Origin of the sequence: Sphingomonas sp. NIBR02145 (assembly GCF_027359115.1) — a bacterium.
Lineage (GTDB): Bacteria > Pseudomonadota > Alphaproteobacteria > Sphingomonadales > Sphingomonadaceae > Sphingomonas > Sphingomonas kyeonggiensis_A.
In genome coordinates this window covers 2,461,177-2,486,627 of record NZ_CP114791.1, presented here as the reverse complement: position 1 = coordinate 2,486,627, position 25,451 = coordinate 2,461,177, and the positions used below count along the sequence as shown (strand labels likewise).

The following is a 25,451-nucleotide window of genomic DNA, read 5'->3' as shown; positions in this document are numbered from 1 at the left end:
CGATGAACCAGGACCAGCCCTCCGGACGACGCCTGCTGGCCGCCATCCTGTCCGCGGTTCTTGTCGGGGCGAGCGCGTTTCCCGCCTATTTCATCGTGACCGGCGTGATGGAGGGCGTCGTCGAGCAGGCCTGGTTCATGGCGGTGGCATCTTTCATCGTCGGGGCGATCCTGGCCGCAGGGCATGTGGCGCTGCTGGGCCTGCCCCTCTACGGCCTGCTCAGCCTGCGCTGGCGGTTGCGCTGGTGGAGCGCCGCGATCGGTGGCTTCCTGGTCGGCGGGCTCCCCTATCTCGTGCTGCTCAACAATCCGGGCGAATATTCGCAGATCGGCGGCACCGTGCTGTCCGAGCATGGACGCTATACCGCGGCGGGTTGGCGCCAGCTGTTCGAGGTGTGTGCCTGGCTGGGCCTAATTGGGGCGCTGGCGGGGCTGGCATTCTGGGCGGCCCTGAACTGGCGGCGGGAAGCACCCGAATGAACCCGATCATCCTGTTCGATGGCGTCTGCGTGTTGTGCACGACGAACGCGCGCTTCGTGCTGCGGCATGACCGGCGCGGGCATTTCCGGCTCGCCTCGGTGCAGAGCGAGGCGGGGCAGGCGCTGTGCAAGCGCTTCGGTGTCGATCCCGACGATCCGGATACGATGCTGGTGATCGACGGTGACCGTACCCGGCGGGACAGCGACGGCGTGCTGGCGATCGCCGAAGCGCTGGGCTGGCCGTGGCGGGCGCTCGGCGTGATGCGGGTGATCCCGCGCGGCTGGCGCGACGCCGCCTATCGCCGGATCGCGCGCAACCGCTACCGGCTGTTTGGCAAGCATGATGCCTGCTGGGTGCCCAGCCCCGAGCAAAGGGCGCGCATCCTGTGAGCCGCATCCTCGTCATCGGCGGCTATGGCGGCTTTGGTGCGCGGCTAAGCCGGCGGTTGCTGGGCGCCGGGCACGCGGTGCTGGTGGCGGGGCGAAGCTTCGAGCGCGCCTCGGCTTTCTGCACCGGGCTGGCGGGCGCGGAGCCGGTGGTGGCGGACCGGACCAACGGCATCGGCATGGTGCTGGCTCGCGAGCGGCCGGACCTTGTGATCGACGCGGCCGGGCCTTTCCAGGGTAGCGGCACCACGGTGCCCGAGGCCTGCATCGCGATGCGCATCCCCTATCTCGACCTGGCCGATGCGCGCGATTTCGTCACCGGGGTCGGCGCGCTCGACAAGGGTGCAGCGGTTGCGGTGCCGATCATCAGCGGAGCCTCGAGCCTGCCGGCGCTGTCGGGCGCGGTGGTGCGGAAGCTGGCGGAGGGGCTGGACCAGGTGGAGCGGGTCGATATCGCGCTGAGCGCATCGAACCGGGCGGTGGCAGGTCCGGCGGTCGCGGCGGCGATCCTGTCCTATGTCGGCAGGCCGGTGCGGCTGTGGCGCGGGCGCCGCTGGATCGGGGCGACCGGCTGGCAGGCGCTCCGGCGCGTGCGGTTCATGGTGGACGGGATGGCGCCGCTCCATCGCTGGGTTGCGCTTGCCGAGGTGCCCGATCTGTCGCTGATGCCCGATGCGCTGCCCGGCCGCCCGGCGGTGACCTTCCACGCCGGTACCGAGTTCGGTCTCCACATGCTCGGACTATGGCTGATGAGCTGGCCGGTGCGTTGGGGCTGGATCGGCTCGCTCGGTGGGACGGCGCGCTGGATGCATAAGCTCCAGACGCTCACCGGGCGTGGTGGCAGCGACCGTTCGGCCATGACCGTGACGCTGACCGGATCGGGCATCGCGCGGCGCTGGACGCTGATTGCCGAGCGGGGCGACGGGCCCGAGATTCCGACGCTGGCGGCGGAGCTGCTTGCAGAGGATATCCTCTCCGGAAAGGTGCCGCCGGGCGCGCGCGACGCGAGCGGGCTGTTGACGCTCGATCGGTTCGAGCCGCTGTTCGCCAGGCTCGCGATCCGGACCGAAGTGGTCGAGCGTGCGGTCGATCCGCTCTATGTCCGGGCGATGGGCTCGCGCTTCGGCAAGCTGCCGGAGGCGGTGCGTGGGATGCACGACTTTATCGGCGATGCCGGGGCGTCGGGGAAAGGCGAGGTGCGTCGGGGCAGGGGGCTGGCCTGGCTGGTGGGGCGCGTGATGGGCTTTCCGCCCGAGGGCAGCTGGTCACTCCGCGTCGCTTTCTCGGCGGAACATGGCAAGGAACGCTGGACGCGCGACTTTGGCGGCCATGCCTTCTCCAGCGAACTCAGCCAGGCAGGGCAGGGTGTCGCCGAGCGGTTCGGGCCGCTGCGCTTCGCCTTCGACCTGCCTTCGGATGGGCAGGGGCTGAAGATGGTGCTGCGCGGCTGGACCGCCTTCGGCGTGCCGATGCCGCGCCGGCTGGGGCCGCGCATCGATGCGCGCGAATGGCAGGAGGATGGACGCTTCCGTTTCGAGGTACGGGTGCGCCTGCCGATCATCGGCGACGTGGTGCACTATACCGGCTGGCTGGAGCGGGCATGAGAGAACCGGCGCCTTTCGGCAAGGTGATGGGCGCGTTCCTGGTCGCCTCGATCGCGGCATCCCTTCTTGCCGGTGCAATCCTCTGGTTGCTGTTCGCACGCGAAGCGCCGTTGTCGGCATTCACGGACACGCCGGCCATCCTGTTCTATGCGCTGGTGCTGGGCTTCCCATTCGCCTTCGGCCATGCGCTGGTGCTGGGATTGCCGGCTTATCTGTGGCTCGAGCGCCGCTATCGGCTGCATTGGTGGAACGCGATGGCCTCGGGTGCCGTGGTCGGCGTCGTGCCGATGCTCATCTGGATCGGGCCCGCATCGGCATGGGAAGGCATCGCGCTCCTACTGATAGTCGGAGCGAGCGGTGCGGGCGGCGGGCTGGTGTTCCGGCTGGCGCTCTATGACCTGATGCGCAAACCCTAGCGCAGCCATTTCGCCATTTGTGGATAGACCGGAAGGCCGAGTTTCTCGGCCTGGTGCGGCTCGGCGGCCATGCCGTAAAATTGGAGCATGGGCGGGCCGGGGCCCTTGCCGCTGTCGAAGGCGATCGCAAGCGCCTCGCCACCACCGAGATAGCCGTCGGCATGGAACAGCGCGCGCGTGTCGATCCCGATCGCGCGGGCAGCGGCATAGGACCAGGCGATCGCCGCCATTTCCTCGCCCGGATCGTCACGGACTTCGCACAGCGTCGGGCGGTCCGCGGGATCGGTGCAGGCGATATGCCCCGCTTCATGGAGGAGGTCGCCGGGATAGAAGGGGCGCTCGGGGTCTAGCAGCAGTCCGCCGTCGCGCACTTCGATGCCGGGCAGGAAGCTGTCGCCGGCGATCGTCCCCTGGGACACGGGAATGCCGATCTCGCCCAGAAAGGCGAGGATACGGATCGTGTCGGGGTGATCGAGCGCCATGGCGCAAGGCTAGCCGCGCATTCCCCAAACGAAAAGAGGCGGCCCGTTGCCGGACCGCCCCAATTCGTTGGCAGTTGCCGAGGCGCTTAGCGCTTCGAGAACTGGAAGCTACGACGGGCCTTCGCCTTGCCGTACTTCTTACGCTCGACCGTACGGCTGTCGCGGGTCAGGAAACCAGCGCGCTTCACCGGGGTGCGCAGGATCGGCTCGTACTTGGTGAGCGCCTGACTGATGCCGTGCTTCACCGCGCCGGCCTGGCCCGAAAGACCGCCGCCCTTGACGGTGGCGATCACGTCATACTGACCTTCGCGCTCGGTGATGCCGAACACCTGGTTGATGACGAGACGCAGCGTCGGACGCGCGAAATAGACTTCCTGGTCACGACCGTTGATCGTGATCTTACCGGTGCCGGGCTTCAGCCACACGCGGGCGACGGCGTCCTTACGACGGCCGGTCGCATAGGCGCGGCCGAACTTGTCGAGCTCCTGCGCACGAAGCGGGGCGGTGTTGACCGGCTCGTCGAGCTGGCCGGCGAGATACGCATCGGCGCGGGTATCGGAATCAGCCTGCGCCTGGGCGGCCACGGCCTGCTCACCGGCGGCGATGGCGCCGAGATCGGAAAGGGACTGGCGGTTGTCAGACATTATGCGCCCACCTTGTTCTTGCGGCTCATGCCGGCGATGTCGAGGACCTCGGGGTTCTGCGCTTCGTGCGGATGCGCAGCGCCGGCATAGATGCGCAGGTTGCGCATCTGCTGGCGACCCAGCGGGCCGCGCGGGATCATGCGCTCAACGGCCTTCTCGAGGACGCGCTCCGGGAAGCGGCCTTCGAGGACCTTGCCGGCGGTGATGCCCTTGATGCCGCCCGCATAGCCGGTGTGCTTGTAGTACACCTTCTGGCCCAGCTTCTTGCCGGTGAACTTGATCTTGTCCGCGTTGATGACGATGACATTGTCACCGCAATCGACGTGCGGGGTGAAGCTCGTCTTGTGCTTGCCACGAAGCACATTGGCGATCACGACGGCAGCGCGGCCGACGATGAGGCCGTCGGCATCGACGATATGCCACTTCTTCTCCACCTCGGCCGGCTTCGCCGACTTGGTGGTCTTCATCAGCGCCTTCATGGGCTGGGACCTTTCGAGTATGAAACGCGAGCGCGCCACCCTTTCGGGCAGCGCGGTTGAAGGCCCTCTGACGATTCGCTCGGGAAAAGTCAAGAAAAGTGGGGCTTTGCTGACGGGTATCTGAATACCGTGGGTCGTTTTCCCCTCAGCGCAGCCAGGTAAGTGCGAGCGATTCCACAGGAACGGTCTTGCCGTCGATGGTGGCGATGCGCCTGTTTTCGTAGCGCAGCGGCATGCCGCTGGGCAGGTCGATCAGCGTGGTGCCGGTTTCGCTGAGCAGCATCTCGGGCAGCATCTGCTCGAGCTCCTGCGTACGCGCGGCCTTCTCCGCCGGGGTGAAGCGATCGGCGAGCTGGGTGAGCAGCCGCTTGAAAGAATCGGGATCATAGTCGGAGCGGGAGGTGAGCGTGGCGGTGCGGCCGGGCTCGGCGGCGCTCAGGGTGATGGTGACGTCCATCGCGACGCTGCCGCCGAGCAGCGGCACCGGCTGCTCGATCGGTGTGCTGATCTCCTCGCCGACATGCATCGACAGCCCGCCACCGCCGAACAGCGGCTCGACGTTGCGCAACAGGGCCGAGGGTGCGGTCTCGGCGGTGAGGCCGGTGAACATCGCGCGGACCTGGGGCATCACCTTGTCGCGATCCGCGGCGGGGATCAGCTGCCCGGCGGCATCGACGGCGGCCAGGATCCGGACCTGCGCCGCCGGCCAGTCGCGGACGCGCAGCACGGTGCCTTCCGCGTCGAGATCGAAGGCGATCGGCTCGCCGGTGAAAGGGGCGATCATCGGGGCGATCCCGGGCGCGCGCATCTCGGGCGGTAACGAAGCGGCCTCCATCCGCCAATGCGCGATGAAGCCGTCGCCGGCCCTGGTGAAGCGCAGTTCCTCCACCCAGCTGGCCGACATTCCCGGGCGACTGGTCCGGGCGGCGCGGTCGCGGGCGACGCGGTAGCGCATCGGCGCGTCGGTCGGCGGGTTGAAGACGATATCGATCGTTGCGGGTTCGGCCCTGGTCGATGCCTGGGCCGCTGCGGGCGGTGCGGCCGCAAGGCAGGCGAGCAGAGCGGCGGCAAGAATCGAGCGCATGGATTTCCCCTTTGCCCGGCGTTCGGCCATGCGCGGCACGGCGAGTCAATCGGCGAGCGGTTCGACCGTTAGCCGGGTGCGGCTGATCCTTTCCAGGCCGCCGGTGCGGATGCGCAGCGTCTTGCTGTTGCGGGTGATCAGGCCGGTATGGGGATCGACTTCGGTGATGCGTTCGAGGGTCACGTTCTCGCCGCTGGCGACGGTGGTGCTGCGGAGCAGGCCGCCGGGCGAAGCTGTTACACTGCGCATGCCCTCGAGTGGCCTGGCGCTGCCATAGGCCGAGCTGCCGGGCAGCCGGACCGGGGTGGTGCCCGGCACCAGCGGCTCGTCGGGGACCACCGCGAGCACCAGCGAGCCGAGCATCGCGCGCCGGCGGCTGTCGGGCAGGGCCCGGATCGGAGCAGCGACGCGCTCGGCGAATTTGGGGCGCTCGGCAGGGGCGAGCGCGCGGCGCGCGGCGGCGACTTCGGCGACGCGGCGGCAGAAGCGCTCCCACAATGCGGGGAGGTCGTCGATCGCGGTGACCGTGCCGGCCTTGTCGAGGTGGAATATCAGAGGCGTACCGGCGAGCGCGGCATAGCCTGCCTCGAACAGCGCGCCGCTGCTGTCGCTGGTCTCGCCTTCCGCTTCGGCGAGCACGACTTCCGCGCGATAGCCGCCGTCCTCGCGTGCGAAGCGGATGCGGCGCTCCATGCGGTAGAGGCGGGTATCGTCATGGCGCTCGGTCACGACCAGCAGGGCCCGGTCGAGCGGCGGGGAGAAGCTGGCCGCGCTTGCCTGGAGGACAATCGCGGCGAGCAGCATCAGCGCGTCTCGCCTTCCACCCAGGCGGCGACATCGCCGCCGACGGTGGCGGTCCAGCTCTCGATCACCGGCAGGTCGTAGGGATGGAGCGCGGCGATCCGCTCGCGCAGCCGGGTGGAGAGCATCGGGCGGGTCTTGAACAACACCGGCACTTCCTCGGCGCGTTCCAGCTCCCCGTGCCAGAGATAGAGCGAGGTGCAGGGCGCGAGGATATTGGCGCAGGCGGCAAGCTTCTCGGCCAGCACCGTCTCGGCCACGTGCTCGGCATCCGCCCGGGTGGCGAAGGTCACGTAGAAGAGCGCCAGCTCGCTCAAGCGCCGGCCCGGCTGCCCGCGACATGCGCGCCCCAGACGGTGGCGATGACGACCAGCGCGCCGGTGAGCTGGTGGAGCGCGGCGAGCCAGATCGGCATGCCGGCCATCACCGTGGCGATGCCGAGCAGGATCTGGGTGCCGAACGCGCTGTGGATGGCGATCGAGGCGCGGCGATCGGCGGCGCGGACCTTGCGGGAGAGGATCACCAGCGCGGCGACCGTGATCCAGGCCCACCAGCGGTGGATGAAGTGCACCACCGCCGGATCGGAGAAGAGGATATGGCCCAGGCTCTGCCCCGCCTGGCTGACGCCGGGGAAGAAATGGTCGTTCATCAGCGGCCACTGGTCGGTGACCAGCCCGGCGCGCAGCCCCGCGACCAGCGCGCCGTAGAAGAGCTGGACGGCGAGCACCGCCAGTACCGCGACCGCCAGGCCGGTGAGGCGGGCGGGGCGCGCCATCGGGTTGCGCCTGAGCGCGAGCAGGTCGAGTGCGGTCCAGATGATGCCGCCCAGCGTGAACAGCGCGGTCATCAGGTGCGCGGAAAGCCAGAAATGGTCGACCGCGGTGCTGGTCTTGTTCAGGCCCGACTTGACCATCCACCAGCCGAGCGCGCCCTGCAGCCCGCCCAGCGCGAGCAGTGCGATCAGCCGCCAGCCATAGCCCCTGGGGATCGCCCGGCGGATGGCGAACCAGAGCAACGGCAGCGCGAAGGCCATGCCGATCACCCGGCCGAGCAGCCGGTGGAGATATTCCCAGAAGAAGATGTTCTTGAACTCGGCCAGGGTCATGCCCTGGTTGAGCTGGGTGTACTGGCCGATCTCGCGGTAGCGGGCGAACTCCGCCTGCCACGCCGCTTCGGTGAGCGGCGGGATGGTGCCGGTGAAGGGCTTCCACTCGGTGATCGAGAGTCCCGATTCCGTCAGGCGGGTGATGCCGCCGATCACCACCATCAGCACGATCAGCGCCGCGACGGCGAAGAGCCAGGTGGCAAGCGCGCGGGGGCGGACGGAGGCGGGCAGCGAAGTCATCTTGAGCACGGGCGGTGGTGTAATTCCGAACCGGGGGGATGGCCAGTCCTGCGCGGTCGCCGCGCGCACGGCTTTGACCGGCGGCAAACCGGTGCCCCATGCGTTGAGGCCATGACTTTATGCAGCCTTGGTGATTCGCGTGCGCCGCGCTTGTGCGCATAGTCCGGCAAAAGCGATCGGGGAGCGGCATGAAGCAACGTTTGACACGGCGACAGGCATTGGGCGGAGCGGTGGCGGCGGGCGGGCTTTCCGCATGGCCGATGGTCGCGACGCTGGCGGCGCAACCGGATACCCTGTTCCGCGAAGTGCTGCTCGTCGACGGCACCGGCACGGCGCCGCGGCTCGCCAATGTGCTGGTCAGCGGCGATCGGATCGCGCGGATCGATCCGCCTTCGGCCGGGGGCGATGCCCGGCGCGTCATCGCGGGCGAGGGACGGGTGCTGGCGCCCGGCTTCATCGACATGCACAGCCATGGCGACCCGTTGAAGGACAGCTATGAAGCCTTCCTGGCAATGGGTGTCACCACGATCACGCTCGGCCAGGACGGCAGCGGCCCGCGGTTGGGCAAGGACCTCGACCCGCGCAGCTGGATGGCGGCGATCGACCGGGCACCGATCGACCTCAACGTCGTGCTGCTCGCCAGCCATGGCACGCTGCGCCGCGCAGCCGGTGTGCCGGATTCGGTGCGCGTGCCCGATGCGGCGGGGCTGGCGCGGATGGCGGCGCAGCTCGACAGCGAGATGCGTGCCGGTGCGTTCGGCCTGTCCTATGGCCTCGAATATGTGCCGGGCATCTATTCAGAGACCGCGGAGCTGACCAATCTCGGCAAGGTGGTGAGCCGCTATGGCGGCGTGGTGATGAGCCATATGCGCTCGGAGAATGACGAGGACATCAAGACGTCGATCGACGAGCTGATCGCCTCGTCGCTGCCGGCGCGGCCGCATATCTCGCACCTGAAGGTGGTGTTCGGGAAGGGCGAGGCGCGGGCGCGTGAGCTGCTCGCCTTCCTGGCGGACAAGCGCCGCCAGGGGATCGAGCTGACCGCCGATCAATACCCCTATGAGGCGGGCTATACCGGCATCGCCATCCTCTTCCCCAAATGGGCGTTGCCGCCGACGGACTACGCCAGGGTGGTGGCCGAGCGCCGGCAGGAGCTGCGCGACTATCTGGTGCAGCGGATGACGCGGCGCGGCGGTCCCGAGGCGCTGCTGATCGGCACCGCCCCCTATGCCGGCAAGACGCTGGCCCAGGCGGCGCGGGAGGCGGGGCTCCATTTTGCCGATTTCCTGATCAAGATCGGCCCGCAGAGCGGTTCCGGCGCGCATTTCACCCAGGACAAGGCGCTGCAGGACGTGCTGCTGCTCGATCCGTATGTCGCCTTCTCGACCGATGGCGGCCCCGGCATGCGCCATCCGCGCGCGACCGGCACCTATGCCAAGCTGGTCGAGGAATATGTGGTGCGGGACAGGAAGCTCGGCATCGCGGAGATGGTACGCAAGGGCAGCGGCCTGCCCGCGCATATCCTGCGGCTCGGCGATCGCGGCGTGATCCGGCCGGGCATGCAGGCGGACCTGATCCTGTTCGATCCCGCGAAGGTGAAGGCGCGGTCGAGCTATGTCGATCCGTTTGCGAAGGCCGAGGGCTTCGACCTGGTGATGGTCGGCGGGCAGGCGGCCTATGAAGGTGGCGCGCGAGTGGCGAAGCGGGGCAGGCTGCTCCGGGCGCGCTGACGGCTTTCAAGAATGGCCGCTTCCCCGGCGAAGGCCGGGGCCCAGGGTTTCTCCGCCGTATCGCTCTGTTACCCTGGGCCCCGGCGTTCGCCGGGGAGCAGTTCGGAAGCCGATCGCAACTGCGGTCGTCTACTTCCCGCCCTTCGCAACCGCCTTGCAAAGCCCATCCGTCGCCAGCGCGACCCGAGACTCCGGCATGTCGCGGTTGCCCGGCGCATTCTCGACGCCGCGCGTCTCGGTGTTGAAGGTGAGCAGCGTGCCGAGATGCTGGTCCGGGCACAGGCTCAGATAGGCGCGGAAGCCGTTCTGGTCGCCATTATGCCCGACGATGCGGATGCCGTCGGTCTTGTCGAGGAAGAAGGACAGCCCGCTCCAGGTCGTGCTGGCCATCCGGCCCTGGGTGAAATCCTCGCCGGCGCTGATCCGGGGCTGCCACATCTCGTCGAGCGAGGCGCGCTTGAGGATCAGGTCATACTCGGCCGCCCGCTTCGGGTCGCCGAGCAGGAAGGCGACATATTTCGCCATGTCCGGCAGCGGCGCGTTGAGGCCGCCGTTCGAGACGGTCACGCCGGTATCTGCATCGAAGGGCGCGGCCACGCGCTTGCCGTCCTCGATGTAGTAGCTGTGTGAGCGGTGCGGCAGGAGGAAGGGCGGGGTGCGGTCGAAATAGCTGGCGTGCATGCCGAGCGGGCGCAGGATGTTCTTGTCGATATAGACTTCGAAATCCTCGCCCGAGAGCCGCTCGATCACCTGGCCGAGATAGACGATGCCGGGGTTGGAATAGCTGAACCTGCTGCCCGGCTTGAACAGCACTTCCGTATAGGGAAGCATCGCCTTGAGCTGTTCCCAGGCGGGCGGCTCGAAGGGCTGCCAGGGCTTGTTGCGCCACGGCCAGGTGCCGTTCCGGAAGCCCGCGCTATGGCTCATCAGCTGGCCGATGGTGATCTCGGACACGTCGCCGAACGGGTCATGGACCCGGGCGAGTTCCGGCACATAGCGGATGATCGGGTCGTCGAGCTTGAGCAGGCCGCGGTCGCGCAACTGCAGGATCGCGATGCCGGTCATCGTCTTGGTGATCGATGCCCAGTGATAGATGGTCTGCGCGTCGACCGGCACATGCGCATCGGCATCCTGCTCGCCGAGATGGTCCGCCACCACCGTGCGGCCGTCGCGGATCACATAGAAGCTGCTGCCGGCGATCCCTGCCTTGGTCACCTCTGCGCGGTGGAGCGCGCGGAACGCGGTAACCGCCTTGTCGAAGCCGCGGTCCTGCGCCGCTGCCGGCGTGGCGAGGATAAGCAGGAGGAGGGCCGCGCGCCTCATGCGGGGTTCAGCGTGGTGCGGGTGGCGGCACGGGCGTCGACCGCGGCGCGGCTGAACGGCATGGGCTGCATCCGTCCGTTCGCCCAATTACCATATTGGTCGCGGTAATGCGGCGAGCGCGGGTCGATCGACTGGCCGGGCAGGCTGAGCATCAGCGAATTGTCCCAGGCGCCGACATCGATCACCTGCAGATAGCTCGCGCCGCCGCCGACCTGCCAGCCCGGGCCGGAGCCGAGCCAGCGCGCCATCACCGTATAGCCGTCGCCGCCCGATCCTTCGCCTTCGATCGCCGGGAAGGCCCTGGCGATGGCGGGGATCGCCGAGAGCGGGTGGCGCAGGCGGACCTGGTGGAGCGCGCCGTAGCGCCAGGCCGCCGGATCGGCGCCGAGTTTGTCGCGGATTGCCGCCCAGCCGGCGACAAGCGCGGCGTCGAGCAGCGCGTCGCGGGCGGCGACCGGGTCGGGGCCGAGCCGGCTGTCCGGTTTCGCCAGCGCATCGAGCAGGATCGAGGGCGCGATGCTGGAGACCAGCCCCTTTGCCCGGGCCGGCACGATCGCGGCGAGCATGCGCTTGCCGGCTTCGCGCCACACCGCCTCGAACAGGGCGGCGGCACCGCTGTCGCGGTCGATCCGCGCATCCCAGCCGCGCAGCATGTCGACCGCCGGCCTGGCCGCGGGTGAGGGGACTTGCGGGAGCAGGGCCACAAACTGGCGCGCCGGAGTGGAGAGCGTGTCGTGCTGGAGCGCTACGCTGTCGGCCAGCGTGTGCTTGGGCTGCGAGGTCAGCACCTCGGCGATGCGATCATAGCGATAGGGATCGCGGAACGAGAAGGCGGGGATGCGGTCGCGCGGCCAGTCGGCGGGCAGGTTGTTCTGGTTGGCCGAGGCGAACCAGCCCTTGGCGGGGTTGTACTCGCTCGGCAGCGACTCATATTTGCGCACGCCGGTCCAGTCGTAGCGGCCGTCGCCCGGCACCGGGAGCAGCCCGTCGCCCTTCTTGCGCACCGGCACGAAGCCGATCACCTGCCAGCCGGTATTTCCCTCGACATCGGCATAGTGGAAATTGGTCGGCGAGGGGTGGAGCTCGAACGCCTTGCGCAGGCCCTTCCAGTCCTTCGCCAGGTTGATCGCGATCATCGCGAAGGCGCCGTCGCCGCCCGGCTGCATCGCGATGGTGGCGAGCGCGGTGGCGCGGCGCTTGGCCGGATCGTACGAGATCACCGGCCCCTGCACCGAATAGCGCAGCGTCACCATGGACGGCGCGCCGTCCTTCACCGCGATCGCTTCCTCGACCTTGTCGAACCGCTTCCAGCCGCCGTCATGGCGGTAGCGCTCGGGATCGGTGGGATCGAGCTCGAGGATGAACAAGTCGCCCTGGTCGATATGGAAGTTGGTGCGGCCGAAGGCGAAGCGATCGGTATGGCCCTGCATGATCCCGGGCAGGCCGGGCGCGCCGCCGCCGATCAGGTCGAGACCCGGCGCGGTCAGGTGCGCATTGTGACGCGGGCTGAATCCGCCGATGCCGAGATGCGGGTCATTCGCCAGGATCGGCCGGCCGGTGGCGGTGCGCGACGGCGAGACGGTCCAGGCATTGCTGCCGGCATTGGCGCGCTCGGCCGAGGCGGCGGCGGGGTCCTGGCCGGTGAGGTTGGCCCAGGGCAGGCCGTCGATATTGAGCACGCCGAGATCGGCCGGGCTGATCGCGGCGGCGTCGAGGCCCTCGGGCACGGCCATCTTCCAGGCCGGGCGCAGCGGGGCGACGATCGCGTCGAGATCGAGCATCCCGATCGCCGCGAGGCGGGCACGGCGGATCTCGTCGTCGACATTGCCGCCGGCGGCTTCGCGGGCGCGGACCATGTCGCGCAGGTCCCAGCGGATGGGCATGATCTGCAGGATGCGATATTCGAGCGGGAGCAGCGCCGGGTTGGCGATCACTTCCTCGATGCGCGCATTGATCCCGGCGACATAGGCCCTGGCGCAGGCGAGCACATCGGCCGGCACGCGGCGCAGCTCGGCGTCGATGTCGCCGCGATAGTGGAACAGCCGGGCATTGGCGTCGTGCCTGGCGAAGCTCGGCCCGAACGCCTCGGCGAGCCGGCCGAGCTCGCGGCGATGCGCCAGGTCGATCTGGAACAGCCGGTCGCGCGCCACGACATAGCCCTGGCCGAAGAACGCATCGGGGATGGTGGCGGCGCGGATATGCGGCGTGCCCCACAGGTCATCGACGATCTCGATCGGCGCGCCGGCCCCGCGGACGCGCGTTTGCTGCCGGGTGACGGCGGCCGCGGCGGCACTGCCGGAGAGAAAAGCCGCGCCGGAGCTCAGCAGGAAGGCACGGCGGTTCAGCATTGGACAATCCCCGGGGTTACGCTTTGCCGGGGATGCTGGTCCGCGCGGGCGGCGCTGTCCATCGGAACAGGCGTTCGACGGACATAACCAGGGGTTATCGGAAGAACCTCAGGCCCGCGCCCCGTCGGTAACCGCCGCCTCGTTCCAGCGCAGCGCCTTGAGCACCGTGTCGACGATATTGTCGGCGTTGAGGCCCGCCTCGGCATATTGCAGCTCGGGCTTGTCCTGGTCCTGGAACACGTCCGGCAGGCGCAGCGTGCGCAGCTTGAGGCCGGCATCGATCAGCCCCTGATCGCTCGCCATGGTCAGCACATGCGCGCCGAGCCCGCCGACAGCGCCTTCCTCGATCGTCACCGCCACCTCATGCGTGGTGAGCAACCGGCGGATCAGCTCCTCGTCGAGCGGCTTGGCGAAGCGCAGGTCGGCGACGGTGGTCGAAAGACCCTTGGCCTCCAGCACATCGGCGGCCTTGAGCGCCTCGGCCAGGCGGGTGCCGAGCGAGAGGATCGCCACGGTCTTGCCCTCGCGGACGATGCGGCCCTTGCCGATCTCGAGCCGCTGCGCGACTTCCGGAAGCGCCACGCCCGTGCCGTTGCCGCGCGGATAGCGCAGCGCGATCGGCCCGCTGTCGTGCAGCACCGCGGTATGCGTCATATGGACCAGCTCGGCCTCGTCGGCCGCGGCCATCACCACCATGTTGGGCAGGGTGGCGAGATAGGTGATGTCGAAGCTCCCCGCATGCGTCGCGCCGTCCGCGCCGACCAGCCCGGCGCGGTCGATCGCGAAGCGCACCGGCAGGTTCTGGATCGCCACGTCATGCACGACCTGGTCGTACGCGCGCTGCAGGAAGGTCGAGTAGATCGCGCAGAACGGCCGCATCCCCTGCGCGGCCAGGCCGGCGGCGAAGGTCACCGCATGCTGCTCGGCGATGCCGACGTCGAAGGTGCGGTCGGGGAACGCCCTGGCGAAGCGGTCGACGCCGGTGCCCGAGGGCATGGCGGCGGTGATCGCGACGATCCGCGGATCGCTCTCGGCATCCTTGATCAGCTGGTCGGCGAAGACGTTCTGATAGGCCGGCGGGCCCGGCGGCGCCTTGGCCTGGGTGCCGGTGATCACGTCGAACTTCTGGACGCCGTGATATTTGTCCGCCGCCGCCTCGGCCGGGGCATAGCCCTTGCCCTTCTTGGTGACGACATGGATGAGGATCGGCCCCTCCGCGCTGTCGCGGACATTCTCCAGCACCGGGATCAGGTGCTCGAGATTATGGCCGTCGATCGGGCCGACATAATAGAAGCCCAGCTCCTCGAACAGCGTGCCGCCGGTGACGAGCCCGCGCGCGAACTCCTCGGTCTTGCCCGCCGCGGTGGTCAGCCGGCGCGAGAATTTGCGGATCGCCCGCTTCGCGAGGCTGCGCAGCCCCATATATTCCGACGACGACACCATCCGCGCCAGATAGGCGGAGAGGCCGCCCACCGGCGGCGCGATCGACATGTCGTTGTCGTTGAGGATCACCACCAGGCGATTCCCCGCCGCCTCGGCATTGTTCATCGCCTCATAGGCCATGCCGGCGCTCATCGCACCGTCGCCGATCACCGCGATGCCCTTGCCGGGCTTGTCCGAGAGCTTGTTGGCGACCGCGAAGCCGAGCGCGGCGCTGATCGAGGTCGACGAGTGCGCGGCGCCGAACGGGTCGTACTCGCTCTCGCTGCGCTTGGTGAAGCCCGACAGGCCGCCGCCCTGGCGCAGCGTGCGGATGCGGTCGCGGCGGCCGGTGAGGATCTTGTGCGGATAGCATTGGTGCCCGACGTCCCAGATCAGCCGGTCGTCGGGGGTGTTGAAGACGTAATGGATGGCGACGGTCAGCTCGACCACGCCCAGGCCCGAGCCGAGGTGCCCGCCGGTGCTGCCCACGGCGGAGATCGTCTCCGCGCGCAGCTCGTCGGCGAGCTGGCGGAGCTGGTGCGGCTGGAGCTTGCGCAGGGCATCGGGCGTGTCGACGGTATCGAGCAGCGGGGTGCTGGGTAGATCGGCCATCCGACTGCCCTTACTCCTCCGTTTTCGCGAAGTCGAACGTTGCGGTCATGGATTTTTGGTGCAGGTGTCCGCGCGGGGCGCGATCAGTCGCAATCCGCGCATTTGCCGCGCACTTCGATCACCGGGCGCTCGGGCGAGAAGCCCGCGCCCTTGGCGGCGGCGCGCACCGTCTTGGTGATCGAGTCGTCGTCGATATGCGTGGTCTGCCCGCAATTGTCGCAGACCAGGAAGATGCAGTCGTGCAGGCAGTCGGGATGCGTGTTCGCCATATAGGCGTTGGCGCTCTCGACCCGGCGGGCGAGGTTCGATCCGACGAACAGGTCGAGGATCCGGTAGACGCTGTTGGCCGCGACTCGGCGGCCCTCGGCCTTGGAGACCGCCTCGGCGATGTCATAGGCCGAAGCCGGCTTGTCGAAGCCCGCCAGCGCCTCGAACACGCGCTCGCGCATCGCCGTCCACTGCTCGCCGGACTTCTCCAGCGTGGTCTGTGCGGCCTTGGTCAGGTCGTTGCCGTGATGCTCATGATGATCGTGCGCGTGCATGGCGCCAATGTAGGCGTCCGGGGGGCTTGCGGCAAGATTCAGTAGGTGGCGCGCCGGTTCAGGTCATGGCCCAGCGCGACGAGGCTGACGCCGACGAGCGTCCAGAAAATCTCGAATTCGCCATGCGGCAGGGAGAGCGCACCGGCCATGATGCCGAGCCCGAAGGCGCCGACGATCGCGGGGGCCATATAACCGTGCGACATCACGCCGCGGACCAGCGCGAAGGCGCCGAGGCCGATCGCAAGCGTGAGGCCGACTTCGTGAATCGCCGGGTTGAGCAGGCCGCCGGCCGAGGAAATGATGGTGAGCAGGATGGTCGTGGTGACGCAGTGGACCAGGCAAAGGCCACTGACCCCGATCGCGATGCGATCAAGGCGCCCATCGAGATTGCCCCATACACGGGCTAGCGGAAGACTCACCGGCATGGGCGGGATATAGGGCAAGCGAGTTAAAGATACAACATAACATGCGGCGAAAATGAATGGGCCGTCATTCGCGTTCTTACCCCCTCCCTGCAAGGGAGGGGTCGGGGGTGGGTTGCGCCTCCGGTCTTCCGGAGGCGCCCAGCGAGACGGTATCGGAAAACAGAAAAGGCCGGGCATCGAGCCCGACCTTATTCTAACCCACCCCTAACCCCTCCCTTGCAGGGAGGGGAATGTTGAGCCCTGCTACCCCAGCAGCCCATGTCCCCTGGCCCATGCCAGGAACAGCTCGGGCCACAGATGCGCCGGCTTGCCCTCTGTCCGCTTGCCCCAGCCGAAGCCATGGCCGCCCTGTTCGAACAGATGCGTCTCCACCGGCACCTTGGCCGCCACCAGCGCCGAGCGCAGTGCCAGCGCGTTCTGCACCGGCACCGTCGCGTCATCCTCGGCATGGCAGAGGAAGCAGGGCGGGGTGTTCGGGCCGACCTGGCGCTCGGGCGAATGCTCGGCGGCCAGTTCGGGCTTGGGATCCTTGCCGATCAGCTGGGTGCGCGAGCCCATATGCGCGAAGCCCGGGTCCATCGAGACGACCGGGTAGGTCGGCGCGGCCAGGATCGGCCGGGCGTCGAGCGTGTCGGCGGCATCGACCGGTGCATAGACCTTCCGGTCGAAGCGGGTGGCGAGATCGGCGCAGAGATGGCCGCCGGCCGAGAAGCCCATCGCGCCGACGCGCTTCGGGTCGATCTTCCACTTCGGTGCCTGGTGGCGGATCAGCCGCATCGCGCGCTGGGCATCGGCCAGCGCGACGTTGCTCGGTTCCTGCCACGGGTCGCCGGGCAGCCGGTAGAACAGCACGAAGGCGGTGATCCCGCGCGCGGCCAGCCAGGGTCCCAGCTCATAGCCCTCCTTGTCGACCACCACTCGCGCATAGCCGCCGCCCGGGATGACCAGCATCGCGGCGCCGTTCGGCTCCTTCGCGCGGAACACGTCGAGCCGCGGCGTGCGGATGTGATCCATCGCGCGATCGGGGAAAGCGGGGTCGGGATGGCGGACGACGACATGGTCCTGGAGGGCCTTGTCGAGCAGCCCGGGCGCTTCGCCGGGCCAGAGCGGGAAGCTGGCATCTGGAGTGGCCGGGCCGGCAGGCGGCGCTACGCTGGCCCTGGCGGCAAGCGGCAGCAACGGGCCGGCAATTCCGGCGGCGGCGAGCAGGTCTCGGCGATCCATGGCGCCGGTCTAACCGCAAGCAGGACGTAAGGGAAAGGGGCGCGGGTAGGCCGGGTGACGCTCTAGGGTACGTCACCCGGCCACGCCCGCATTTCCTATGTAGAGGATTTGCGGGCAGTTACCAGAGGCGGCTGGCCGAAAGCACCGGCCGGCCGCCGATTCTTCACGCATGGCTCCCCAGATAATGGGCCTGGGCAGCCTCGGTTGCGTTGATCGCCAGGATCGAGCGGGCATCGGCGGCGGAGCGGACGCGGCCGCTGCGGTCCGATGCGGCGTCGAGCACCCGGTCGAGCAGCTCCTGTCCCTCATGCCACCAGCCGATTCCGCTGGCGGCGTTGAGATGGCCCTGGGGGCCGGCATCGACGAAGAAGCTGCCCCAGCTCTTGGCGAGATCGCGGGCGCGCTCGATCGAGATCCAGGGGTCGTCCTGGCTCGCGACGGTGATCGAGGGGAAGGGCAGCGGCCTCGCCGGGGCGGGGGAGAAGCCCGCCAGCTCGGACTTCACGTCCGGCCGGTCGACATCCGCCGGGGCCACCAGCAGCGCGCCGGCGACGGGCCAGCCGAACGGCTGGGGCGAAAGCTCGGCCCACCAGGCGACGGCAAGGCAGCCCAGGCTGTGGGCGGCGAGCACCACCGGCGCCTGCGCGCCGCGGATCGCCTGGTCGAGCCTGGTCACCCAGGCATTGCGATGGGGCGTATTCCACATGCCGAGTTCGACTCGGCTGGTATCGGGGCGCGACTGCTCCCAGAGCGTCTGCCAATGTGAGGGCCCCGAGCCACCGAGCCCGGGGACGGTGAGAACGATCGGCGAATGATCGTCAAACGGAGCAAAGATACTCATCAATTGCACTCCAAGGGAGGGCAGGCCGGAGCTCCAATTTATTCCTACTAGATAGATAGGCAATAGGCTCTGCGCCGGATTGAAGTCCGATTGCGCCGAGCTGTTGGGGAGGTTCCAAGACATTGAATTCTCGGTTCCCGGGCTTTCGCCGGGGAACAGCTGACCAACCTTCGGCATCTTGAACGCCGCCGCTCCCCTTACGTCCTCTCGTAGAGCGCCTGCTCGGCCGCGCGGCGCTTCTGCAGGCCCGGGAGCACCTTGCCGTCGGCATGGTCCCACAGCGGAAACTGCGCCGCGGCGCCGGCATAGTCGCCGGCCTTGTGGAGTCGCAGCAGCGTGCTGCTCTCGAGATTGGTGACGCCGATATTGTAGGCGAAATCGACCAGCGCATCGAACTGGTTCTGGCTGGTCGGCGCCGATCCGAGCAGCGAGGAGACCTGGGCGGAGAAGCTGGTGAGGTTCGCTTCCAGCCGGGCATCGCACTGCGCCTGGCTCCAAACCGTGTTCTCGACGATGTCGGCACCGGTCGAGCCCCAGCCGATCGTCCAGGGCAGCTTGCCGGTGCCGGGATCGGGATAGGCCTTGAAGCTGCCGTCGGGCTGCTTCTGCGCGCAGCCTTCGAACTCCTGGACGAGCGCGATGCAATTCTGGCTGGGCGTCACGGCGATGCTCTCCCCCTCTCTGGCCCTCTCTTTGGCGCAATGTGCCCCAGCCGGGGTTTGAAGGCGCGCGGCTTTGCATCCGAAGCGGTTGGACCTAAAGGCGCTGCATGCCCAAGCAACGTGCCGACCAGATGCTCGTCGATCGCGGCCTGGCCGAGAGCCGTACCCGCGCCCAGGCGCTGATCATGGCCGGCCTGGTCTCTGCCGGCGACCGCAAGGTCGACAAGCCCGGCCAGCAGCTCCCCGAGGAGACCGTGCTCGACGTGAAGGGCCGCGACCATCCCTGGGTGTCGCGCGGCGGCATCAAGCTGGCGCACGGGCTCGAGCATTTCGGCTGGGACGTCACCGGCGCGGTGGCGATCGATGTCGGTTCCTCGACCGGTGGGTTCACCGATGTGCTGCTGAGCAAGGGCGCTGCGCGCGTCTATGCGGTGGACAGCGGCACCAACCAGCTCGCCTGGAAGCTGCGCCAGGATCCCCGCGTGATCGTCCATGAGCAGACCAGCGCGCGCATCCTGACCGAGGCGCAGATTCCCGAGCCGGTCGACGTGATCGTCTGCGACGCGAGCTTCATCTCCCTCGCCAAGGTGCTCGAAGTGCCGTTCCGCTTCGCCCGGCCGGGCGCGCATCTGGTCGCGCTGATCAAGCCGCAGTTCGAGGCGGGGCGCGACGAAGTGGGCAAGGGCGGGGTGGTCCGCGATGCCGCGGTGCACGAGCGCGTCTGCCGCGAAGTGCGCGATTGGGTGGCGGCGCAGGGCTGGGACGTTGCCGGCATCGCGACCAGCCCGATCACCGGGCCCGAGGGCAATGTCGAATTCCTGATCGGAGCGACCCGCGGCTGATGTACAAGCTGTGGACACCCCATATGGCAACGCTTGCGTTTCGGCGCGCTGCAACATAGCCCTTTCGCCGCACACATAACCGGAGGCCGCATTGAGGGAAATCGCATCGAAGGGGCAGCTGAGGCTCGCCTATCTGCGATGGGCCGTGGTCACGGTGCCGTTCATCCTGTTGCTGGGCATCACCTCGGCGCGGCTGGCGCCCTCGGGCAGCGACAATCCCTGGTTCGCCCGGCTGGTGAAGCCGGCGATCATGCCGCCCGAATGGGCGTTCCCGGTCGCCTGGACGACGCTCTACGTGCTGATGGGGCTGGCGCTGGCGATGATCATCAACGCGCGCGGGTCGGCGCTGCGCGGGCCCGCGCTGGTCGTCTTCGCGGTGCAGATGGCGGTGAACCTGGCCTGGTCGCCGGTGTTCTTCGGCATGCACCAGGTCGTGGCGGCGCTGGCGATCATCGGCGCGCTGTTCGTGCTGGCGCTGGTCACCTTCATCCTTTTCGCCCGCATCCGCACCTTTGCGGCGGTGCTGCTGGTCCCGTATCTCGCCTGGATCGCGTTCGCGGGCTTTCTCCTCTATCAGATCCACGAGCTCAACCCGAACGCCGGAAGCCTTGTATCCGCGCGTCCGGCTGACGAAATACAGATCAAGTGATCGCGTAAGGAACACGACAATGCAGACCGACAACCGCCTGTTCGACGATTTCGTGAAGTTCGTGAACGGCGCGGCCGGCACGCTCGCCGGCGTCGCCCGTGAGACCGAAGGTGCCGCGCGCGAGCGTGCCCGCGAGTGGATCGGCGGCATGGACTTCGTTTCGCGCGAAGAATTCGAAGCCGTAAAGGCAATGGCGGTGGCCGCCCGAGACGAGAACGAATCCCTCGCCGCACGCCTGGCGGCACTTGAATCGCAGCTCGCAGCGGCTCCCAAGGCGGCGAAATCGCCTAAAAAGACGGAAGGGCAAGCATAAACACCTTGTCCACAGCTTTTGCGCAGGGTTGCGAACCCTGCGCTTGTGCGGGCCCGGTGCGATTGGCAGATTCTGGCCAAGCAATCCGGCCCCAGTGGAGAAACTGATGCTCGACGAAGCGGAATTCGACCGCGACGACGCAGCCCCTATCGACATGCTCGAAAGCTATTTCGCCGCCCATGGCTGGACCCACAGCCGCGAGGACGACGAGATCGTGGCGAAGGTCAAAGGCAGCTGGACGGAGTATGAGCTTCGCGCGATCTGGCGCGAGGACGACGGCGTGCTCCAGTTCCTGGCATTCCCGGACATCCGGGTGCCGGACGAGCGTCGCATGGCACTCTACGAGACGGTGGGCCTGGTCAACGAGCAGCTGTGGATTGGCCATTTCGAGCTCTGGTCGCAGAGCGGCATCCTGCTGTTCCGCCACGCCGCGATGATCGATGGCGACGAGCCGACGCTCAGCCTGCCCCAGGCCGAGCTGCTGGTCGAAAGCGCCGTCGATGAGTGCGAGCGCTTCTACCCCGTCTTCCAGTTCGTGCTGTGGGGCGGCAAGACCCCGGCCGAGGCATTGGCCGCCGCCCTGATCGAAACGCAGGGCGAAGCGTGAGCGCCGCTCCGCCGGCCCGCTTGTGGCTGGTCGGCTGCGGCAACATGGCCGGCGCGATGCTGCGCCGCTGGATCGAAGCGGGGACGATCGACCCCGCCAATGTCTTCGTCGTCAACCGCCAGGACCGCGAACTGCCCGCGGGCGTCCGCCAGGGCCGCGCATTCCCTGCCGGTCCGCTACCCGATGCGGTGATGCTCGGCATGAAGCCGCAGCAGATCGACGCGATCGCCGAAGCGCACGGCACCAGCATCGCCGGCGTGCCGCTGCTGCTCTCCATCCTCGCTGGCGTCGAAATCGCCACGCTCGCCTCGCGCTTCGATGCGGGCGCGATCGTGCGCGTCATGCCCAATCTGCCGGTCGCGATCGGCAAGGGCGTGGTCGCGCTGCACGGGCCCGCCAACGGCTCGGTCGAGGCGCTGATGCAGCCGCTCGGGCTGGTCGAGTGGATCGCCGACGAGAAGCTGTTCGACGTGGTCACCGCGCTCGAGGGCTGCGGGCCCGGCTTCGTCTATCGCTTCATCGATGCGCTGGCCTCGGCCGGCACCGCGCTCGGCCTTCCCGAGGATCAAGCGCAGCGGCTTGCCATCGCCACCGTGGAAGGCTCCGGCCTGCTCGCCGGCGCTGCGGAGGTCTCGCCTGCGGTGCTGGCGGACCGGGTGGCCAGCCCGGGCGGATCGACCCGAAAGGGGCTCGATGTGCTCGATGCCGACGACGCGCTGAAGAAGCTGCTGCTCGCCACGCTCACCGCTTCCGCCCGGCGTAACGCCGAAATGGCGGCGGAAGCCCGCGGATAGGCCGGAACGCCCGCCGCGCTCCTCCGTTGTTGCGCTGACAGCGAAACATTGGAGGCGTAGCCATGACGACCACCACCGCAACCCGCGACAGCAAGGGCCGTTTCACCGGTTCGAAGCGCACGAGCACGACGCACAATCTCGGGGTGATCGCCGGAGCCGCCGCCGGCGGGGTGGCGCTGGGGGTGCTGGCGCTGCTCGGCCGCAAGGCGGTGATCCAGGCACCCACGGCGCTCGCCGGAAACTGGGACGAAGCGCTTGCCACCGAGCATGAGGCGGTTCGCAAGGTGTTCGACCAGATCGAGGCCAGCGACGAGCATTCGACGACGAAGCGCAACCTGCTGCTCGCGCACCTCAAGCACGCGCTGATGAAGCATGCGGTGGAGGAGGAGAATGTCATCTACCCGGCGCTGCGCGAGGCAGGCCAGAAACAGGCGGCCGACGAACTCACCAGGGAACATGGCTATGTGAAGCAGTATCTCTACGAGTTGGAGAACACGCCCACCGCCTCGCCCGACTGGATCGCCAAGGTCCGCCAGTTCCGCGGTGAGATCGAGGAGCATATGGCCGAGGAGGAGATGCGTCTCTTCCCGATGCTCCGCGCCCAGCTGAGCGACGAGAAGAACAAGGCGCTGACGCTGACGATGAACAAGGAAGGGTTCAAGGTGGCGTGAGCCAATTCCTCCCTCGTCCCCCCAGCGGCAAGGGAAGGGGCGCCAGCCCGGTTGCACTCATATCGGCGCCCCAGTCGGTCGTTCAGCCGATAACAGGTTGACCCGAGCCCTGCGCCGGCTCACCGCACGGGCCCGCGCAACCGATGTCGCCTCTTGCAATCCTGTGAGGCGAATTTTGTGCCAGCAGATTGAATTTGATGCGATTTTCTCGTTTGTTCTCGAGCGGTTCCTACGATCTTGCGATTGACCTCGGCACGGTAAACACAGTCATCTATCTGAGGGACCGCGGGATCGTCCTCAGCGAGCCCTCGGTGGTTGCGATGGAAACGACAGGTGGCATCTCGCGCGTCCGGGCGGTCGGCGCCGAAGCGAAGCTGATGCTGGGGAAGACGCCCGACAACGTCCGCACGATCCGTCCCATGCGCGATGGCGTCATCGCCGACGTCGATGTCGCGGAGCAGATGATCAAATATTTCATCGACAAGGTCCGCGGCCGTTCGATGCGGATCGGGCGCCGGCCCGAGATCGCGATCAGCATCCCGAGCAGCGCCACCCAGGTGGAACGGCGTGCCATCCAGCAAGCGGCCACCAATGCCGGCGCCGGCAAGGTCTATCTGATCGAGGAATCCATGGCAGCGGCGATCGGTGCCGGCTTGCCGATCACCGAACCGCTCGGCGCCATGGTCGTGGACATTGGCGGGGGCACGACCGAGGTGGCCGTCCTGTCCCTCAAGGGCCTGGCCTATAGCGCATCGATTCGTGTCGGCGGAGACCGCATGGACGATGCGATCGCCTCCGCGATCCGCCGCAAGCACAATCTCATGGTCGGCGAAGCGACCGCCGAGCGGATCAAGGTCGAGATCGGCACTGCCCGGCTTCCGGAGGACGGCATCGGCCAGACCACGAAAGTCAGGGGACGCGATCTGGTGAAGGGCATGCCTTCCGAAGTGGAGGTGAACCAGGGCGAGATCGCAAATGCCCTTGCGGACCTGACCGCCCAGATCGTCGAGGCGGTGCATTCCGCGCTCGAGAAAACCGAACCGGAACTGGCCTCCGACATCTTCGATCAGGGTATCGTGATGACGGGTGGCGGCAGCCTCCTCGCGCATCTTGACGATGTACTGTCCAAGGCAACCGGATTGCCGGTCGTAGTCGCGGAGAATGCCCTAATGTGCGTGGCTATGGGTGCGGGGCGTGCGCTCGAGGATCCGGTCTATCGGGGCGCAATGTCATCCACCTGATTGGTCGCCCCGGCCCTGTGCGGTCGGGATGCCTGCCACATAGCCGCACAACATGTCCGCCAGCGCGTCCGACCACGCTGCGATCTCCGCCTCCGTGCGCGGGTTCTGTGAGAAGCGCTCGCCGACGCCGCTCAGCGTCATCTTGATCAGGCCACCCGCCAGCTTCCGTTCCTCCTCGCCCACACCGGGCAGCGCCTCGCGCAGGAACGCGTCGTAGATCCCAGCATTCTCCGCCCGGGCGTGGATCGCCTCGGGCGCGTCGCGGTAGAGCGGGGCGGCGTCGGTCAGCGCGGTGCGGATCGCCGCTTCCTCGCATTCGGACTGGATGAAGGCGTGGACCAGCCGGCGCAGCCGGTCGAGCGGCGGGATGCTCGCATCTTCCAGGATCGCGCGCAGCATCGCCGAGGTCTGCTGCCACTCGTCGCTCTGCAGGCGGAACAGGATCGCCGCCTTGTTGGGGAAATACTGGTAGAGCGAGCCGACGCTCACGCCGGCCCGCTCGGCGACTCGCGCGGTGGTGAAACGCTGCGCGCCTTCCTTCGTCAAAACCTGAACAGCGGCGTCGAGCACGGCCTCGACCAGCTGGTTCGAGCGCGCCTGTCTGGGCTCTTTCCGCGAGGCGACGCGGGTGGTGCGGGCAGGGGGCATACGGGGCTCCGGCCAATGCGAATAGTCAAACCTGACGAACTAGTCGTATTTTCCGGATCAGCAGGCAAGCCCCTGCTTCCACATGGAGAACCCCAAGATGACGACGCTTTCCAGCGCCCCTGTGGCGCCCCTGCTCGCGCGCCTGTTTGCCGAGGTCGATGCCAACCCGCCGGCCGCGAGCCCGCTCTTCGCCGGCACGACCAGCGAGGATCACCGCGCGATGATGCGCAGCAAGACCGGGTATCGTGACTTCTACGCCAAGCTCGCCGATTTCGCCCTGCCGGTCTCGCCTGAGGTGGGCGGGCTGCTCTACATGCTGGTCCGCGCGACGCGTGCTACCTCGATCGTCGAGTTCGGTACCTCGTTCGGCCTGTCTACCCTCCATCTCGCGGCGGCGCTGCGTGACAATGGCGGCGGCCGGTTGATCACCACCGAGTTCGAACCCGCCAAGCTCGCCCGTGCCAAGGCGCATCTCGCCGAGGCCGGCCTGTCCGACCTGGTCGAGTTCCGCGAGGGCGATGCGCTGGAGACACTCTCGACCGAGCTGCCCGAACATATCGACCTGCTGCTGCTCGACGGCGCCAAGGCGCTCTATTCGGACATTCTCGACCGGGTGGAGGCCCGGCTGCGCCGCGGCGCGATCCTGGTGGCCGACAATGCCGATTACTGCCCGGAATATCTGGAGCGCGTCGGTGATGTGGCGAACGGCTACATGTCGATGCCGTTCAGCGACGAGGTGGAGCTTTCGATCCGGCTCTAATTCCCCCGTCATCCCCGCGAAGGCGGGGATCCAAGGTCGCGGGCGATGTCCTGTTTGGTTCTGGATCCCCGCCTTCG

The 25,451-nt window shown here is 68.0% G+C and carries 29 protein-coding genes; 13 read left to right on the top strand and 16 right to left on the bottom strand.

From position 1 onward, the window contains the following. Positions 1–2: 2 nt before the first annotated feature. From O3305_RS10830 to O3305_RS10815, 4 genes are read left to right on the top strand one after another with little or no spacing between them, the layout of a single operon-like run. Entirely contained in the window at positions 3–479 is a 477-nt protein-coding gene (locus tag O3305_RS10830) for a hypothetical protein (protein ID WP_269576405.1), read from the top strand. Next, the gene (locus O3305_RS10825; protein WP_269576404.1) at positions 476–868 is read left to right on the top strand and encodes a thiol-disulfide oxidoreductase DCC family protein; all 393 of its coding nucleotides are present in this window, start codon (positions 476–478) and stop codon (positions 866–868) included. The genes O3305_RS10830 and O3305_RS10825 overlap by 4 nt, the downstream gene beginning before the upstream one ends. Beyond that, a complete protein-coding gene (locus O3305_RS10820) occupies positions 865–2,469 on the top strand; it encodes a saccharopine dehydrogenase family protein (RefSeq protein ID WP_269576403.1) in 1,605 nt (534 codons plus the stop codon). Before O3305_RS10825 ends, O3305_RS10820 begins: the two co-directional genes overlap by 4 nt. A 26-nt stretch (positions 2,470–2,495) precedes the next feature. Next, positions 2,496–2,885, top strand: a complete 390-nt coding sequence (locus O3305_RS10815) for a hypothetical protein (protein WP_269576402.1) — start codon at positions 2,496–2,498, stop codon at positions 2,883–2,885. Here O3305_RS10815 and O3305_RS10810 read toward each other — a convergent pair. From O3305_RS10810 to O3305_RS10780, 7 genes are all read right to left on the bottom strand, one after another. Then, a complete protein-coding gene (locus tag O3305_RS10810; protein ID WP_184168869.1) occupies positions 2,882–3,367 on the bottom strand; it encodes a hypothetical protein in 486 nt (161 codons plus the stop codon). The genes O3305_RS10815 and O3305_RS10810 overlap by 4 nt on opposite strands. An 86-nt stretch (positions 3,368–3,453) precedes the next feature. Next, on the bottom strand, positions 3,454–4,011 hold the full coding sequence (gene rpsI, locus O3305_RS10805) for a 30S ribosomal protein S9 (protein WP_269576401.1): 558 nt from the start codon (positions 4,009–4,011) through the stop codon (positions 3,454–3,456). After that, entirely contained in the window at positions 4,011–4,490 is a 480-nt protein-coding gene (gene rplM, locus O3305_RS10800) for a 50S ribosomal protein L13 (protein WP_184168867.1), read from the bottom strand. The genes rpsI and rplM overlap by 1 nt, the downstream gene beginning before the upstream one ends. 145 nt (positions 4,491–4,635) lie before the next feature. Continuing rightward, a complete protein-coding gene (locus O3305_RS10795; RefSeq protein ID WP_269576400.1) occupies positions 4,636–5,574 on the bottom strand; it encodes a hypothetical protein in 939 nt (312 codons plus the stop codon). 45 nt (positions 5,575–5,619) lie between these two features. After that, a complete protein-coding gene (locus O3305_RS10790) occupies positions 5,620–6,378 on the bottom strand; it encodes a hypothetical protein (RefSeq protein WP_269576399.1) in 759 nt (252 codons plus the stop codon). After that, on the bottom strand, positions 6,378–6,692 hold the full coding sequence (gene cutA, locus O3305_RS10785; RefSeq protein WP_269576398.1) for a divalent-cation tolerance protein CutA: 315 nt from the start codon (positions 6,690–6,692) through the stop codon (positions 6,378–6,380). The genes O3305_RS10790 and cutA overlap by 1 nt, the downstream gene beginning before the upstream one ends. Further along, positions 6,689–7,720 (bottom strand): COX15/CtaA family protein, encoded by a 1,032-nt coding sequence (locus O3305_RS10780; protein WP_269576500.1) that lies wholly within the window; start codon positions 7,718–7,720, stop codon positions 6,689–6,691. Before O3305_RS10780 ends, cutA begins: the two co-directional genes overlap by 4 nt. Before the next feature lie 188 nt (positions 7,721–7,908). On the opposite strand from O3305_RS10780, the gene O3305_RS10775 reads away from it, so the two are divergent. Next, the gene (locus tag O3305_RS10775; RefSeq protein ID WP_269576397.1) at positions 7,909–9,450 is read left to right on the top strand and encodes an N-acyl-D-amino-acid deacylase family protein; all 1,542 of its coding nucleotides are present in this window, start codon (positions 7,909–7,911) and stop codon (positions 9,448–9,450) included. 129 nt (positions 9,451–9,579) lie between these two features. Here the strand turns inward: O3305_RS10775 and O3305_RS10770 are convergent, their stop codons facing one another. The 8 genes from O3305_RS10770 to O3305_RS10735 all read right to left on the bottom strand — a co-directional run bounded on the left by O3305_RS10770 (position 9,580) and on the right by O3305_RS10735 (position 18,849). Further along, a complete protein-coding gene (locus O3305_RS10770) occupies positions 9,580–10,773 on the bottom strand; it encodes a serine hydrolase domain-containing protein (RefSeq protein WP_269576396.1) in 1,194 nt (397 codons plus the stop codon). After that, positions 10,770–13,121 (bottom strand): penicillin acylase family protein, encoded by a 2,352-nt coding sequence (locus O3305_RS10765; protein WP_269576395.1) that lies wholly within the window; start codon positions 13,119–13,121, stop codon positions 10,770–10,772. The genes O3305_RS10770 and O3305_RS10765 overlap by 4 nt, the downstream gene beginning before the upstream one ends. Positions 13,122–13,229: 108 nt before the next feature. Continuing rightward, positions 13,230–15,155, bottom strand: coding sequence for a 1-deoxy-D-xylulose-5-phosphate synthase (gene dxs, locus O3305_RS10760; protein WP_184168860.1), 1,926 nt, complete (start codon positions 15,153–15,155; stop codon positions 13,230–13,232). A gap of 83 nt (positions 15,156–15,238) precedes the next feature. After that, positions 15,239–15,697 carry a Fur family transcriptional regulator gene (locus tag O3305_RS10755; RefSeq protein ID WP_184168859.1) on the bottom strand — a complete coding sequence of 153 codons (459 nt, stop codon included), beginning with the start codon at positions 15,695–15,697 and terminating at the stop codon, positions 15,239–15,241. Between the two features lie 38 nt (positions 15,698–15,735). After that, on the bottom strand, positions 15,736–16,122 hold the full coding sequence (locus tag O3305_RS10750; protein ID WP_269576394.1) for a MerC domain-containing protein: 387 nt from the start codon (positions 16,120–16,122) through the stop codon (positions 15,736–15,738). Positions 16,123–16,365: 243 nt separating this feature from the next. Beyond that, positions 16,366–17,346, bottom strand: coding sequence for an alpha/beta hydrolase (locus O3305_RS10745; RefSeq protein ID WP_269576393.1), 981 nt, complete (start codon positions 17,344–17,346; stop codon positions 16,366–16,368). A gap of 163 nt (positions 17,347–17,509) precedes the next feature. Beyond that, positions 17,510–18,187, bottom strand: a complete 678-nt coding sequence (locus O3305_RS10740) for an RBBP9/YdeN family alpha/beta hydrolase (RefSeq protein ID WP_269576392.1) — start codon at positions 18,185–18,187, stop codon at positions 17,510–17,512. 197 nt (positions 18,188–18,384) lie between these two features. After that, positions 18,385–18,849, bottom strand: a complete 465-nt coding sequence (locus O3305_RS10735) for a lysozyme (RefSeq protein ID WP_269576391.1) — start codon at positions 18,847–18,849, stop codon at positions 18,385–18,387. A 107-nt stretch (positions 18,850–18,956) separates the two neighbouring features. Here O3305_RS10735 and O3305_RS10730 point away from each other — a divergent pair, with 107 nt between their 5' ends. The 7 genes from O3305_RS10730 to O3305_RS10700 all read left to right on the top strand — a co-directional run bounded on the left by O3305_RS10730 (position 18,957) and on the right by O3305_RS10700 (position 23,966). Then, complete coding sequence (locus tag O3305_RS10730) at positions 18,957–19,691, top strand: TlyA family RNA methyltransferase (protein WP_269576390.1); 735 nt, start codon at positions 18,957–18,959, stop codon at positions 19,689–19,691. Positions 19,692–19,782: 91 nt separating this feature from the next. Then, positions 19,783–20,340, top strand: a complete 558-nt coding sequence (locus O3305_RS10725; protein ID WP_269576389.1) for a TspO/MBR family protein — start codon at positions 19,783–19,785, stop codon at positions 20,338–20,340. A 19-nt stretch (positions 20,341–20,359) separates the two neighbouring features. Beyond that, entirely contained in the window at positions 20,360–20,653 is a 294-nt protein-coding gene (locus tag O3305_RS10720) for an accessory factor UbiK family protein (RefSeq protein WP_269576388.1), read from the top strand. 103 nt (positions 20,654–20,756) lie between these two features. Beyond that, a complete protein-coding gene (locus O3305_RS10715) occupies positions 20,757–21,260 on the top strand; it encodes a type III secretion system chaperone family protein (protein ID WP_446745949.1) in 504 nt (167 codons plus the stop codon). Between the two features lie 44 nt (positions 21,261–21,304). Beyond that, a complete protein-coding gene (locus O3305_RS10710; RefSeq protein ID WP_269576499.1) occupies positions 21,305–22,054 on the top strand; it encodes a pyrroline-5-carboxylate reductase family protein in 750 nt (249 codons plus the stop codon). A gap of 62 nt (positions 22,055–22,116) precedes the next feature. Next, positions 22,117–22,725 (top strand): hemerythrin domain-containing protein, encoded by a 609-nt coding sequence (locus O3305_RS10705; protein WP_269576387.1) that lies wholly within the window; start codon positions 22,117–22,119, stop codon positions 22,723–22,725. A 197-nt stretch (positions 22,726–22,922) separates the two neighbouring features. Then, positions 22,923–23,966: a rod shape-determining protein gene (locus O3305_RS10700; RefSeq protein WP_446745948.1), complete on the top strand. Its 1,044-nt coding sequence runs from the start codon at positions 22,923–22,925 to the stop codon at positions 23,964–23,966. Here O3305_RS10700 and O3305_RS10695 read toward each other — a convergent pair. Continuing rightward, on the bottom strand, positions 23,955–24,614 hold the full coding sequence (locus tag O3305_RS10695) for a TetR/AcrR family transcriptional regulator (RefSeq protein WP_269576385.1): 660 nt from the start codon (positions 24,612–24,614) through the stop codon (positions 23,955–23,957). The two genes, O3305_RS10700 and O3305_RS10695, sit on opposite strands and share 12 nt — an antisense overlap. Before the next feature lie 97 nt (positions 24,615–24,711). Here O3305_RS10695 and O3305_RS10690 point away from each other — a divergent pair, with 97 nt between their 5' ends. Continuing rightward, entirely contained in the window at positions 24,712–25,374 is a 663-nt protein-coding gene (locus O3305_RS10690) for an O-methyltransferase (RefSeq protein WP_269576384.1), read from the top strand. The last annotated feature ends 77 nt before the right edge of the window (positions 25,375–25,451 follow it).